The following is a 12338-nucleotide window of genomic DNA, read 5'->3' on the forward strand; positions in this document are numbered from 1 at the left end:
TCGCTCCATATTGTCATGCAGTTTGCAATTTAACGAGCCCGTTCTTATTTAATTTGTCCATCGATACTATGCATCCCATGTTAAATGTGGCCGTTAAGGCTGCCCGTCGTGCCGGAACCGTGATTAATAGAGCTTCGCTTAATTTAGAGCGTTTGCAGGTTGATCGCAAACAACATAACGACTTTGTTACAGAGGTGGACAAACAGGCCGAAGCGGCCATTATTGAAACTTTGAGCGAGGCCTATCCAAGCCATGGTTTTTTGGCTGAAGAAACTGGCGCACAAAATGCCGACGCAGAAAATGTTTGGATCATTGATCCATTGGACGGCACTACCAACTTTATCCATGGATTTCCGCAATATGCGATCTCTATCGCACTGTCTGTGAATGGCGTGACTCAGCAAGCGGTGGTGTATGACCCAAACCGTGATGAACTATTTACTGCAACTCGTGGCGCTGGTGCCTATTTGGATCGCCGGCGTTTGCGTGTGGCTACACAAGACCGTTTAGCAAATTCTTTACTCGGTACGGGCTTTCCTTATCGTGAAGATCAAGATCTCGAAAAATATTTAAAGATCTTTGCTGATATGTCTCGACAGTGCGCTGGACTTCGTCGTCCTGGTGCCGCTTCCCTTGATCTCGCCTATGTCGCTGCAGGGCGTTACGATGGTTTTTTTGAGAGCGATCTTAAACCTTGGGATATGGCTGCAGGTGCTTTACTGATTACTGAAGCTGGCGGCCTCATTGGCAACTATCGTGGTGAAGAAGGGTATTTGCAAAGCGGTGAAGTGATGTGTGCAAATCCACGTATCTTTGCGCAAATGGTCCAGTGTCTTTCTAAATACTCCAACTGCTAAAAACTGACTAGTATTCACGGGATCCCGAGGGAACTATAGGGATCCTGAGTTTTTAATCAAATCGGCGAAACGTGCGCCATTGGCATCTATGAGTAGTGCGCTTGCTCTAGGACGACCACTCTCGGGATGGTCTAAGTCCCAGTCGGATAGAACCCATCTTTGCCATTCTTGATTTTGGAAAGTCTCATGATGATGGGCGGATAAGTGTGTATGTCCATGAATCAAATTGACACCAGACTGATCGCGTAATACAGCTGCGCAAGCTGCCAAGGTGACATTGGTTTTGGTTTGCGCTGAAGCTGGCGTCATGCGTTGATACTGCGCGGTGCTATTGCTACGTAAGTGATTCGCAATAGAGCGCCGCCAACGTAATGGCAGTTTCAAGAACAATTTCTGAGCCCAGACTTTGCGCGTCCACGCGCGAAAGACTTGATACCCCACATCTGCTGTGCAGAGTGAGTCCCCATGACAAATGACGTACTCAGCATCGGCGACACTAATTTTGCTTGGATCGGCAAGCGCAGTCATGCCTGTTTTATTGAGGAAATCCTGACCCAGTAAAAAGTCGCGATTGCCGTGAATATAAAAAACTTTTACCTTGGTAGAAAGGGTGGCCAGAGCGCGTCTGACCTCTTGCTGGAACGGCGAGTGAAGGGCTGCATCATCACCAACCCAGTACTCAAAGAGGTCGCCCAAAATGAATACTGCTTGTACCTTCGGAGCATCTTTTTCACAGAAGTCAAAGAAGCGCTGCGCCGTTAAAGGCATTGACGGCGTAAGGTGCAGGTCGGAGATGAGCAGAGCGCTCGCGTATGACGGCATCATTCTTCGAGAACGCTGGCCTTCTCAATCACCACATCTTCAGTGGGAACATCTTGATGAAATCCGGAGCTGCCAGTCTTCACCCTGCGAATGGCGTCGACTACATCAAGTCCATCAGTGACTTTGCCAAAAACGGCATAACCCCAGCCTTGTGCATTTGGTGCAGTGTGGTTCAAGAAATCATTGTCATTCACGTTAATGAAAAATTGTGCAGTGGCGGAGTGAGGATCACTGGTTCGCGCCATGGCTACAGTGCCACGCTCGTTCTTTAAACCATTATTTGCTTCATTTTCAATTTCAGCGCCAGTAGGTTTTTGCTTCATACCAGCGATCATGCCACCACCTTGAATCATGAAGTTGTCGATCACACGATGAAAGATGGTGCCATCGTAATGACCGCTCTTAACGTACTGTAAAAAATTCGCAACACTCTTTGGTGCTTTAACGGCGTCGAGCGTGAGGGTGATATCACCCTTATTGGTTTTCAGAAGAACTTTGGCCATGATGGAATCTACTTTCTAATTTCTAATGGGTTAATAAAAAAATGGGGAATCGAATACTTTACTTGCTGGGGGTGGGTGCCCCGCCTCGTTTAGGGGTTTGCACAATCTCCAATAAAGCCTTTGCGCGATTATTGTATTGGCGTTGATTCAGTTGTGAATTCTTGGCTGCATCTTCGTAGGCGCCTGCGCCAAGACGTACATATACTTCGCCTAAATTAGCCGAGGCAATCGCGTAGCTAGGGCGTAATTTCAGCGCAAGCTCTAAATAATCTCTTGCTTCAATCCAATTGCCCTGATTGGCCGCAAGTGCTGCTAAGTTGTTGTAGGGCTCTGGTAGCTCTGGAAATTGTTGGGTAATTTCAATCAATGTCTTTTTGGCCTGATCCGTTTGACGCAATTCTATTTGTAGGCGTGCTTTGACGTAGCGCAGTTGTACGTTGCGCGGGGTCTTCTTGAGTTGTTGATTAATGAGATCAATCGCTTCTGGATATTTTTTGGCTTTGACCAGCTTTTCTACATCAGACGGAACCGCATTTTTTGTCACAGGGTCGGGTTCGATGATTAAAAAGGATAAAAAGGGGACCGCTACAGAGTCTGAAAGTTCTGGATTAAATTGATCGAATCCTGAGTTGCTACCTGCTAGTCGTGGCGGATCCATGGGGCCATAAGAGCCAACATAGGGCGCCGGGGTATTGCCTGGAGGGGAGGCTGTATTCAGCGCCTGGATTTCTGCTTCCGCCAATTGCTGACCCGGTGTGCTGCAAGCACCCAAGGCCAATAGCATGAGAAGCGGGCTCAATACCCCAAAAAGGGCTGAAAGTCGTACAAAACGGGTGGCTTGCATATTGGGAAGGGTAGAAAACTGGCTCATTCGATATACTCAGCGCTCAGTCTAACAAATTGGCGCTACTTGCCCACCTTTATAGCCCTTTATGCTGCAAATCTATAACACCCTCAGTCGTTCAAAGCAGATCTTTAAGCCCATCGAGCCAGGCAAAGTGAAGTTGTATGTCTGCGGCATGACGGTTTATGACTTTTGCCACATTGGCCATGCTCGAGTCATGATCGTATTTGATATGGTGGTGCGCTGGTTGAGAGCTAGCGGCTATGAGGTCACATACGTGCGCAATATTACCGATATTGACGACAAAATTATTCAGCGCGCCGTGGAAAATGGCGAGCCAATTGCTGCTTTGACCCAGCGCTTCATCGATGCTATGCATGCTGATTCCGATGAATTGGGTTTAATGCACCCCGATCAAGAGCCTCGCGCCACTGATTTCATTCAACAAATGCAAGGGATGATTGGTAAGCTCATTGAGAAAGAGTTGGCTTACCAAGGTGATGATGGAGATGTGAACTTTGCAGTGCGTTTGTTTCCTGAGTACGGGCGTCTCTCTGGTAAGTCTTTAGATGAGCTCAATGCGGGTGAGCGCGTTGCTATTGGTGGCGGTAAGCGGGACCCATTGGATTTTGTCTTGTGGAAAAGCGCCAAACCAGAAGAGCCTGCAGATACTCGATGGGCTTCCCCTTGGGGTGAAGGGCGGCCTGGTTGGCATATTGAATGTTCAGCGATGTCCTGTGATTTGCTGGGCGAGCATTTTGATATTCATGGTGGTGGTGCGGATCTGCAATTTCCTCATCATGAAAACGAGATCGCGCAAAGCGAGGGAGCTTTGTACGGTCAGTCCCATACAGCCCGAGACCAACCAATGGTGAACTATTGGATGCATAACGGTCATATTCGGGTAAATGAAGAAAAGATGTCCAAATCTCTTGGAAATTTTTTCTTAATTCGTGACGTACTCAAGCGTTTTGATTCAGAAGTCTTGCGATTTTTCATGCTGCGCGCTCACTACCGCAGCCCCATAAATTACAGTGATACTCAGCTAGAGGAGTCTCGCGCTGGCCTGGTTCGTCTCTACACCGCATTGGCTCAAGCGCCAGCACAGTCCTTACCTTTGGATGCTCAGTCTCCATGGGTGCAGCGCTTTACCCAGGCCATGAATGATGACTTCAATACGCCTGAAGCAGTTGCAGTTCTGTTTGATTTAGCAAGCGAGGTCAATCGTGCTCAAGGCGATGAAAAAATTCAGCTGGCGAGCACCTTAAAGGCGCTTGCCAATACTCTGAACTTTTTACAACGCGATCCCACTGTATTTTTACAAGCAGGATCTCGCGGTGATGGCGCGACTTTAACGGCTGAGCAAATTGAGACGCAGATTGCCGCACGTGTGGCGGCTAAGTTAGCAAAAGATTTTGCCAAAGCCGATTTAATTCGTAAGGAATTATTAGAGCAGGGCGTAGTATTAGAGGATCGACCAGGCGGAGTGACCGAATGGCGTCGCAGTTAACGTATTAAGGTAGCGAGTGGATTTATTTTGAGTAAAGAAGTGGCAGATCAGCCGATGATTGAAGCAATAGCCCCAGATTATTGGGAGCAGGCATGTGCCGAGCTCATGAAGCAGGACCGTATTCTTAAAAAACTGATTCCCAAGCTTGGTCCAGGCTTTTTAATGACGCGCGGAGATCCCTTTAGCACTCTTGCTCGGTCAATTGTTGGGCAGCAAATTTCTGTAGCAGCGGCGCAGTCAGTCTGGAATAAGGTGTTGCTGACTCTCAAAAAGAGGGTTACACCGAAAAACATATTGGCACTAACGGTTGATGAGCTCCGTGCGGCTGGTTTGTCTGGTCGTAAGGTCGAATACATTAGAGATTTAGCCGAACACTTTGTTTCTGGGCGCTTGCATGCCAATCAGTGGAAGGGCATGGAAGATGAGCTCATTATTAAAGAATTGACCGAAATTCGGGGGATTGGGCGCTGGACCGCTGAAATGTTCCTGATTTTCAACATGGTTCGCCCTAATATCCTCCCCCTAGACGATGTGGGTCTAATTAAGGCGATTTCCTTGAATTACTTCAGCGGAGAGCCTGTCAGTAGGCATGAAGCCCGCGAGGTGGCCGCAAATTGGGCCCCTTGGCGCACCGTTGCAACCTGGTATATGTGGAGAAGTATCGACCCCATCCCCGTTGAATATTAAAATTACCCTATGAAAACGACTTTCCTGGATTTTGAGCAGTCAATCGCTGAACTAGAGTCAAAGATTGAAGAGCTGCAATTTGTGCAAGATGAATCATCAGTAGATATCTCTGATGAGATCAAAACGCTCACTGAAAAAAGTCAGCAACTTACTAAAGATGTTTATGCCAATCTCACACCTTGGCAGGTTTCCCAAGTTGCCCGTCATCCACAGCGTCCTTACACCTTAGATTATGTGAGCGCCTTATTCACCGATTTTCATGAACTACATGGCGATCGTAATTTTGCAGACGACCAATCCATTGTTGCTGGTTTAGCCCGATTTGATGGTCAGGCTTGCATGGTGATTGGCCATCAAAAGGGGCGCGATACCAAGGAGCGTGCATTGCGTAACTTTGGTATGAGTCGTCCAGAGGGGTATCGCAAGGCTAAGCGCTTGATGCGCCTTGCGGAAAAATTCCAGTTACCCGTATTTACATTCGTAGATACGCCAGGTGCTTTCCCGGGAATTGATGCGGAAGAGCGTAACCAATCAGAGGCGATTGGCCATAATCTCTATGTTCAAGCAGAGCTTGAAGTACCCATCATTGCTACGATTATTGGTGAGGGTGGCTCAGGTGGCGCCTTGGCAATTGCGATGGGTGATGTAGTCTTGATGTTGCAAAACTCGACATACTCCGTTATCTCTCCAGAAGGCTGTGCCTCTATTTTGTGGAAGACGGCAGAAAAAGCACCGGAAGCTGCAGAGCAATTGGGTCTTACCGCACAACGTTTAAAGGCGCTGGGTTTGATTGACAAAATTGTCGCCGAACCAACAGGTGGAGCGCATCGTGATTACGACACTATGATGAGTAATATGCGCAAAGCCTTGTCTGAATCCTTGAAAACGTTTGATGGCATGAAGGTCGATGCGTTACTTGAGCGTCGCCATGAGCGTCTAATGAGCTATGGCAAGTTCAAGGAAATCGAAGCCAAGTCCTAAGAAGCCAATCAAGCGGATTGCAGTTGCCCTTAGCGGCGGCTTAGATTCGGTTGTATTGCTCGACACTGTTTGCAAGGCTGCGCAGGCAAACACAGCAATCATTTCTGAAATTTGGGTGTTCCACATTCATCACGGACTACAAAAGCCTGCTGATCAGTGGCTTGAGTTTTGCGAAAAGCTTGCCAAAAAGTATCGGGTGCAATTTGACTTTCGTCTCTTGCATTTTGCTGATAAATCACAGGGCAATATAGAGGCAAGAGCACGAGCTGCGCGTTATGAGGCTCTAGCCGATCTTTGCGCAGATCATGAGATTGAAGACCTCATGCTGGCTCATCATCAAAATGATCAAGCAGAAACAGTCCTTCTCCAATTATTACGTGGGGCTGGTGTAGCGGGTCTTTCTGGTATGCCGGAGCAGCGCATGATGACAAGTTTGGGCCAGTCAATTTCGCTATGGCGACCACTTCTCAATCAAAGTCGGTCTGATCTGGAGGCTTATGCCAAGCAACATCGATTGCGGTGGGTTGAAGATCCCTCCAATCAAAGCGTGCTGTACCGTCGCAATGCGATTCGTAAACAAATCATTCCTAGGCTGGCAAAAATTCAACCCGAGGCAATCGCGAACTTAGCTCGTAGCGCTGAACTCTTGGCACAGTCGCAAAAATTGCTTGATCGCTTGGCTGCTATAGATGGTGAGGCAATTCTTCAAGATGCAGCATTAAAGCTAAAACCTTTTATTGAGTTAGCAAAGCGTGATTTGCCGGCAGCTAATAACTTGATGCGATATTGGTTAAGGATGAGCGGGCTAGCTATGCCCTCTCAAGAGCGCCTAGATTCATGGTGGCGGGACCTGCTTGCGGTTAAGGCAGATTCCCAGCTGGAGTGGCGACATGATGCTGCCAGTATTCGTCTATGGCGCGGTCTCTTGCAGGTAGCGAAATCAGTAGCAGGGGAGTGGGTTTTTGAGTCTATACCCGCCAACAGTAAGAAACTTGGCCTATCAGCCCAATGGGTGGCCCATTGCCATCAGAATGGCCTCATCGAGCAAAGGCAGCGCCAGGGTGCTGAAAAAATCCAAATCAAAGCGAATACACCACGCAAAACCCTGAAGAACCTTTTTCAGGAGGGTGACATTTCCCCATGGGAGCGTCAAACGCCTTTGCTGTATCTCGATGGAGAGTTGGTTGCCGTGGCAGGGGTGGGGGTTAGTTACCCTCATTTAGTATCTTCTGGAAAGCGAGTCTTTCCTCGGTGGCTGGAGAAGCCTTAGCGTCAGCAAAAACCCTGTAAAATAAGCCCCTTTTAGACCCTTGGCAATGTCTTAGTTAAGAAATTGCCTGTAAATAGATTTTTCGACAGTTTTTATGGCTCTTATCGTTCATAAATATGGCGGCACCTCAATGGGCTCGGTTGAGCGCATTCAGAATGTTGCGAAACGCGTTGCCAAATGGATGCGGGCAGGTCACCAAGTGGTGGTGGTACCTTCGGCTATGTCTGGTGAAACCAATCGCTTGCTTGGTCTAGCAAAGGACATTAATCCCGATGCCAATCCACGCGAGCTTGATCAAATCGCCTCTACCGGTGAGCAGGTGAGTTCGGGGCTTCTGGCCTTGGCATTGCTACGCGAAGGTATCGACGCTGTTAGCTATGCTGGATGGCAGGTAACAGTACATACCGACTCTTCTTTTACTAAAGCGCGCATCAAGAGTATTGATGATAAAAAAATATTAGCTGATCTCAATGCAGGTCGCGCTGTTGTGGTTACTGGTTTCCAAGGGGTAGATCCTCATGGCAACATCACCACATTGGGCCGCGGCGGTTCCGATACTTCCGCTGTTGCTATGGCTGCAGCATTAAAGGCCGATGAGTGCCTCATTTACACCGATGTCGATGGCGTATACACAACAGATCCGCGTGTTTGCGAAGACGCGCGTCGCTTAGACAAGATTACCTTTGAAGAAATGCTGGAGATGGCTAGTTTGGGCTCAAAGGTATTGCAGATTCGCTCGGTTGAATTTGCTGGTAAGTACAAAGTTAAAACCCGTGTTCTGTCATCACTGACAGATCCATTGATGCCCTTAGATCTCGAGATGAAGTCGGGCACCTTGATTACATTTGAAGAGGACAGCACTATGGAAGCCGCAGTTATTTCCGGCATCGCCTTTGCGCGTGATGAAGCAAAAATTACCGTACTCGGGGTTCCTGATCGCCCTGGTATCGCTTATCAAATTTTAGGTCCTATTGCTGATGCCAATATTGATGTGGATATCATCATTCAGAACCAATCTTTTGAAGGCAAGACAGACTTTACGTTTACCGTGCCGCGCGCCGATTATCAAAAAGCTTTGGATTTGCTCAAGAACAATGTTCAGTCTCACATTGGCGCCAAGGAAATTAATGGTGATCCTAAGGTCTCTAAAGTTTCTGTGGTCGGAGTTGGTATGCGCTCCCACGTCGGTATCGCAAGTAAGATGTTCCGCACCTTGTCGGAGGAGGGCATCAATATCCTCATGATTTCTACGAGCGAGATCAAGATTTCAGTCGTAATTGATGAGAAGTACATGGAGTTAGCTGTGCGTGCTTTGCATAAGGCTTTCGAGCTCGATCAGAAGTAAAAACAGCATCAAAAAGCACTAAAAATTGTTGTAAAACCCTGTAGCTTGCGGAATCCGTTAAACTGTGGGGCGTTGTATAAGCATCAATACGGAGACGTGGCCGAGCTGGTCGAAGGCACTCCCCTGCTAAGGGAGCATCGGGGCTAAAACTCTGATCGGAGGTTCGAATCCTCTCGTCTCCGCCAACACTACTGCATAGCCCCTTACCAAAGGGGCTTTTGCTTTTCTAGCCCTCTATTTTTATTCGCTTTCATTTCCTTGGCGTCCTTTGCGGGCGTCATTTTCTTTTTCCTTCGCATTTCCATTCTGGCGTGACGTCAATACAACATCATTACTAAAGTTCACAACTTCACAACTTCTGTGGTATAGTACTTGGACTGGAGGTGAAATGAGAAGAGCGATACCAAAAACGCATCAAGCTTTAGATTGGATAGGGAAGGGGATGACCGCAGCTCAAGCTGCTAGAAAGATGGAGATATCAGAATCTAGTGTCTATGCTGCCCTCAGAAAAACTAGAGCAAAAGATTCGGGTTGTTGTCCAACGTGCGGTCATAAATTAAGGAAATAAAAATGAAAAAAACTTTATTAGCTGTAGCCTCAATATCCGTTGCAGCCTTTGCCTATGCGAGCACGACATCTGATTCATCGGAATTGGTAAGTCAGCAATGCAAGATTTCTGCCGAAGCAGTTTCTACTCTGAAGAGCTTGCGTTACGGTAATACATCGATTAGGAAAGATGTAGCCAGCCTAATCAATGTGAGCTTAAAGGTTCAAGAAAATAAAGATGCCGCTCAGGCTACCTTAAACCGCATGGTTGATGACTCTGTTGCGACTACCTCTGCGTTGGAAGCGAAATATTGTTCTTAATTGATTTTGGCGGCAGTCTGCTTAAGACCGCGCTAAGGTAGTGATGGCGCATACATTTGAGTGTCCTGAGTGTGGAAATCCTCGGGGCATGCAGGGGGCTTGTCGTCAGTGCGGCAGCGAAGAGATGCCTCAAGCCCATGGTGATACGCTAGTCCTCAATCTTAAACACGATAATCCTAGGGCTGAAGAGGCATTGGATCGACTGACTCTGGCGTTACGTCGTGCGACTGAGGTTGGCATTAAAGTCATGATTGTGATTCATGGTTATGGCGCTAGCGGCGAGGGCGGCCGTATTAAGTGGGTGATTCATGATGCACTTGAAAATAATTATTTTTCAGACCGTGTCCATGAATACCGTTTTGGAGAGGAAATTGCGTTTGGTACTGAGGCCTATCATGCTCTGCTACGTCGAAGACCTAGTCTGAAATCACACCTAAAGCACTTTAAAGAAGGTAATGCAGGAATGACGGTATTAATACTGGGCTCTCATGCCAGAATTGCTTAGAATAGGCTCATTGAGCGAATCTTTATAGGCGAGGAGTGGTGATGACCGCTAAAAAATCTACAGCAGTTCACGAGGATCTTCAAATTAGTACCGAGCACTTGATTGGAGATTTTAAGGCTTTGATGGCTGATGCTGAGGAGCTAATTAAGGCTACCGCTCATCAGGAGGATGGAGCGCTCAGTGCGATTCGTTCAAAAGCCCTTGATACCCTTGCTAATGCTAAAGAAAGCCTTTCTTCGGTCGAGAGTACTGTCGCAGAAAAGGCTAAAGTGATTGCTACTGGTACAGATGAGTTTGTGCATCGCAATCCTTGGGAAGCGGTGGGCGTAGCCGCTGGGTTGGGTCTATTGATTGGCCTTTTTATTGGTCGTCGTTAAGCTGCTATGTCACAAGAAAATCTTCTATCCGCGCTGAAGAATCTAGTCTCCACTGGAGCCTCCATAGCGCAAACCCGCCTGGAATTAATTTCTACGGATGTGCAGATTGCACGCACTAAGTTTCTGAGTCTTTTGGTGATGGTGATCTTCACCTTATTCTTCTTATTCTTTGGTTTAGTCATGCTAGCTCTGCTGATTGTGATTTATAGCTGGGAGAGTGATCGCATGTTGGCACTGAGTTTACTGACTAGTGGATTTTTGGCGGTCGGCCTTATTCTGGCGCTTGTGGTGCTACGTTCATTAAAGACTATGCCAAAACTTTTTGAAGCGACTATTACTGAATTGAGTAAAGATCGCCAAGAGTTGAGTAAACGGTGATCGCTTGATGAGTAAGACTCTGGGAGATTTAGAGGCGCGGCAGCGTCAATTGCAAGCAAAGGCCGCAAAAGAGCGCGAAGAGTTTGCGGCGCACTTTGAGCCCCTGGAAAAACCTCTATCGTGGGCGGATAAAGGGATGGACGCCTTTCATTTTTTAAAAAGCAATCCCGTGCTGTGGACTAGCGCTTTTGCTGTTTTGGCGCATTACCGCCCCAAGTTGGCTAGTAAGGCGCTAGCAGTAGGCTGGGGCGCAATGAAGCTACTGAAAAGTGCCAAAAATCTGATTTAAGATTGAAGTCTTACGCTATTAGCACCGCATAATTGGCAATGCCTTTTTGACGAAGTGCATCCCCGCCATGCAAATCCGCTATTTCTAGAAAAGTGAGCGCACCTGCTACCTCAAACCCTGCCTTTTCCAATAATTGGCTTGCCGCAATAATGGTCCCCCCAGTGGCAAGTACATCGTCAAGGATGAGTACCTTGGCATCGGCTGGTAGAGTTGATTGTTGAAGTTCTAGAGAGTCTGAGCCATATTCCAGGCCATAAGACTCTCGATGGCTAGCGAGCGGTAGCTTATTGGGTTTTCTGGCCAAAGCTAGCCCTTTATGGGCATGGTGCGCTAAGGCCGACCCAAAGATGAAGCCACGAGATTCAATTCCTAGAATATGGGTATAGTCGAAGTGTTTGGTCAAGGCCTCCAATTGCAGTACCGCCTCTCGGAATGCCGCTGGATTGGCAAGTAGAGGAGAGATATCTCTAAATAAAATCCCAGGCTTTGGAAAGTCTGGTACTCCGGGTAGATAATCTAATAAATTCATTTTTTGCCATTATGAAAACTGATCTACTCATTATCACCGCATTGGAATCCGAACTGGGGTCAGGCGAGTTGCCGCCTGAGATTAAGATTGTCTACTGTGGGATTGGCAAGATTAATGCAGCCATTGCTAGCTATAAAGCAATGCATGAATATGAGCCAAAGAGGGTGTTGAATTTTGGCACTGCGGGCGGGATAAATCCCGGGCTGACTGGTTTACTCGAGATTGGTAGGGTGCTTCAGCGCGATATGGTGACCGAGCCTTTGGCGCCTAGAGGGCGAACTCCCTATTGCACTAAGCCGCATGAGTATTTTTCGATTGGTGGCAAGCATGTCTGTGGCTCCGGGGATAGTTTTGTTACCGCTCATGATCCTTGGTTATTAGAACAAGGTGTCGATGTGGTTGATATGGAGCTCTTCGCTATCGCGGCCAGCGCTCATCACTTTGGCATTCCGTGGCAATCCTTTAAATACATTACAGATGACGCTAATGAAAACTCCGGCGATGATTGGCGCGATAAAGTCAATCATGGTCAAGAATTGTTTCTTCATAAGCTAAAAGAGTTGATCTAGTATTG

15 protein-coding genes, 1 tRNA gene and 1 pseudogene are annotated in these 12338 nt (G+C 47.4%); 13 read left to right on the plus strand and 4 right to left on the minus strand.

The genetic code is table 11. The features are described from left to right. Positions 1–68 precede the first annotated feature (68 nt). Positions 69–857 carry an inositol monophosphatase family protein gene (locus tag AOB49_RS04795; RefSeq protein WP_062308581.1) on the plus strand — a complete coding sequence of 263 codons (789 nt, stop codon included), beginning with the start codon at positions 69–71 and terminating at the stop codon, positions 855–857. Between the two features lie 33 nt (positions 858–890). Here the strand turns inward: AOB49_RS04795 and AOB49_RS04800 are convergent, their stop codons facing one another. Genes AOB49_RS04800 through AOB49_RS04810 form a run of 3 tightly spaced genes read right to left on the minus strand, consistent with a single transcriptional unit; the run spans position 891 to position 3053 of the window. Then, a complete protein-coding gene (locus AOB49_RS04800) occupies positions 891–1682 on the minus strand; it encodes a UDP-2,3-diacylglucosamine diphosphatase (RefSeq protein ID WP_062308582.1) in 792 nt (263 codons plus the stop codon). After that, positions 1679–2182 (minus strand): peptidylprolyl isomerase, encoded by a 504-nt coding sequence (locus AOB49_RS04805; RefSeq protein WP_062308584.1) that lies wholly within the window; start codon positions 2180–2182, stop codon positions 1679–1681. The genes AOB49_RS04800 and AOB49_RS04805 overlap by 4 nt, the downstream gene beginning before the upstream one ends. Positions 2183–2240: 58 nt before the next feature. Further along, on the minus strand, positions 2241–3053 hold the full coding sequence (locus tag AOB49_RS04810; protein ID WP_062308586.1) for a tetratricopeptide repeat protein: 813 nt from the start codon (positions 3051–3053) through the stop codon (positions 2241–2243). 61 nt (positions 3054–3114) lie between these two features. Here AOB49_RS04810 and cysS point away from each other — a divergent pair, with 61 nt between their 5' ends. The 11 genes and pseudogenes from cysS (at position 3115) to AOB49_RS04870 (ending at position 11235) form a co-directional block, all read left to right on the plus strand. Beyond that, positions 3115–4536 (plus strand): cysteine--tRNA ligase, encoded by a 1422-nt coding sequence (gene cysS / locus AOB49_RS04815; RefSeq protein WP_062308587.1) that lies wholly within the window; start codon positions 3115–3117, stop codon positions 4534–4536. Between the two features lie 48 nt (positions 4537–4584). After that, positions 4585–5223 (plus strand): annotated as a pseudogene (locus tag AOB49_RS04820) (DNA-3-methyladenine glycosylase family protein); the annotation flags it as partial. 9 nt (positions 5224–5232) lie between these two features. Next, positions 5233–6204, plus strand: coding sequence for an acetyl-CoA carboxylase carboxyltransferase subunit alpha (locus AOB49_RS04825; RefSeq protein WP_062308589.1), 972 nt, complete (start codon positions 5233–5235; stop codon positions 6202–6204). Then, entirely contained in the window at positions 6170–7474 is a 1305-nt protein-coding gene (gene tilS / locus AOB49_RS04830; RefSeq protein ID WP_062308590.1) for a tRNA lysidine(34) synthetase TilS, read from the plus strand. The genes AOB49_RS04825 and tilS overlap by 35 nt, the downstream gene beginning before the upstream one ends. Before the next feature lie 94 nt (positions 7475–7568). Next, positions 7569–8819 carry an aspartate kinase gene (locus AOB49_RS04835; protein ID WP_062308592.1) on the plus strand — a complete coding sequence of 417 codons (1251 nt, stop codon included), beginning with the start codon at positions 7569–7571 and terminating at the stop codon, positions 8817–8819. Between the two features lie 90 nt (positions 8820–8909). After that, positions 8910–9004: transfer RNA gene (locus tag AOB49_RS04840), tRNA-Ser, on the plus strand. 385 nt (positions 9005–9389) lie between these two features. Beyond that, positions 9390–9686, plus strand: coding sequence for a hypothetical protein (locus AOB49_RS04850; RefSeq protein ID WP_062308596.1), 297 nt, complete (start codon positions 9390–9392; stop codon positions 9684–9686). Positions 9687–9729: 43 nt separating this feature from the next. After that, the gene (locus AOB49_RS04855; RefSeq protein WP_062308598.1) at positions 9730–10191 is read left to right on the plus strand and encodes a Smr/MutS family protein; all 462 of its coding nucleotides are present in this window, start codon (positions 9730–9732) and stop codon (positions 10189–10191) included. Positions 10192–10232: 41 nt separating this feature from the next. Next, a complete protein-coding gene (locus tag AOB49_RS04860) occupies positions 10233–10568 on the plus strand; it encodes a DUF883 family protein (RefSeq protein WP_062308600.1) in 336 nt (111 codons plus the stop codon). A 6-nt stretch (positions 10569–10574) separates the two neighbouring features. Continuing rightward, a complete protein-coding gene (locus tag AOB49_RS04865; RefSeq protein WP_062308602.1) occupies positions 10575–10946 on the plus strand; it encodes a phage holin family protein in 372 nt (123 codons plus the stop codon). A 7-nt stretch (positions 10947–10953) separates the two neighbouring features. Next, positions 10954–11235 (plus strand): YqjK family protein, encoded by a 282-nt coding sequence (locus AOB49_RS04870; RefSeq protein WP_062308604.1) that lies wholly within the window; start codon positions 10954–10956, stop codon positions 11233–11235. 10 nt (positions 11236–11245) lie between these two features. Here the strand turns inward: AOB49_RS04870 and AOB49_RS04875 are convergent, their stop codons facing one another. Beyond that, a complete protein-coding gene (locus tag AOB49_RS04875) occupies positions 11246–11764 on the minus strand; it encodes an adenine phosphoribosyltransferase (RefSeq protein ID WP_062308606.1) in 519 nt (172 codons plus the stop codon). An 11-nt stretch (positions 11765–11775) separates the two neighbouring features. On the opposite strand from AOB49_RS04875, the gene AOB49_RS04880 reads away from it, so the two are divergent. Next, positions 11776–12333, plus strand: coding sequence for a phosphorylase family protein (locus tag AOB49_RS04880; protein WP_062308608.1), 558 nt, complete (start codon positions 11776–11778; stop codon positions 12331–12333). Positions 12334–12338 lie beyond the last annotated feature (5 nt).

Origin of the sequence: Polynucleobacter sinensis, assembly GCF_001595985.1 — a bacterium.
In the GTDB taxonomy this organism is placed as follows: Bacteria; Pseudomonadota; Gammaproteobacteria; order Burkholderiales; family Burkholderiaceae; genus Polynucleobacter; species Polynucleobacter sinensis.

Bases quoted from the DNA above. Each gene is read 5' to 3' on its own strand.
- AOB49_RS04850 (WP_062308596.1), top strand. From the start codon at position 9,390: ATGAAAAAAACTTTATTAGCTGTAGCCTCAATATCCGTTGCAGCCTTT.
- AOB49_RS04855 (WP_062308598.1), top strand. From the start codon at position 9,730: ATGGCGCATACATTTGAGTGTCCTGAGTGTGGAAATCCTCGGGGCATG.
- AOB49_RS04880 (WP_062308608.1), top strand. From the start codon at position 11,776: ATGAAAACTGATCTACTCATTATCACCGCATTGGAATCCGAACTGGGG.
- tilS (WP_062308590.1), top strand. From the start codon at position 6,170: ATGGCAAGTTCAAGGAAATCGAAGCCAAGTCCTAAGAAGCCAATCAAG.
- AOB49_RS04825 (WP_062308589.1), top strand. From the start codon at position 5,233: ATGAAAACGACTTTCCTGGATTTTGAGCAGTCAATCGCTGAACTAGAG.
- AOB49_RS04795 (WP_062308581.1), top strand. From the start codon at position 69: ATGCATCCCATGTTAAATGTGGCCGTTAAGGCTGCCCGTCGTGCCGGA.
- AOB49_RS04835 (WP_062308592.1), top strand. From the start codon at position 7,569: ATGGCTCTTATCGTTCATAAATATGGCGGCACCTCAATGGGCTCGGTT.
- AOB49_RS04800 (WP_062308582.1), bottom strand. From the start codon at position 1,682: ATGATGCCGTCATACGCGAGCGCTCTGCTCATCTCCGACCTGCACCTT.
- AOB49_RS04860 (WP_062308600.1), top strand. From the start codon at position 10,233: ATGACCGCTAAAAAATCTACAGCAGTTCACGAGGATCTTCAAATTAGT.
- AOB49_RS04805 (WP_062308584.1), bottom strand. From the start codon at position 2,182: ATGGCCAAAGTTCTTCTGAAAACCAATAAGGGTGATATCACCCTCACG.
- AOB49_RS04865 (WP_062308602.1), top strand. From the start codon at position 10,575: ATGTCACAAGAAAATCTTCTATCCGCGCTGAAGAATCTAGTCTCCACT.
- AOB49_RS04870 (WP_062308604.1), top strand. From the start codon at position 10,954: ATGAGTAAGACTCTGGGAGATTTAGAGGCGCGGCAGCGTCAATTGCAA.
- AOB49_RS04810 (WP_062308586.1), bottom strand. From the start codon at position 3,053: ATGAGCCAGTTTTCTACCCTTCCCAATATGCAAGCCACCCGTTTTGTA.
- cysS (WP_062308587.1), top strand. From the start codon at position 3,115: ATGCTGCAAATCTATAACACCCTCAGTCGTTCAAAGCAGATCTTTAAG.
- AOB49_RS04875 (WP_062308606.1), bottom strand. From the start codon at position 11,764: ATGAATTTATTAGATTATCTACCCGGAGTACCAGACTTTCCAAAGCCT.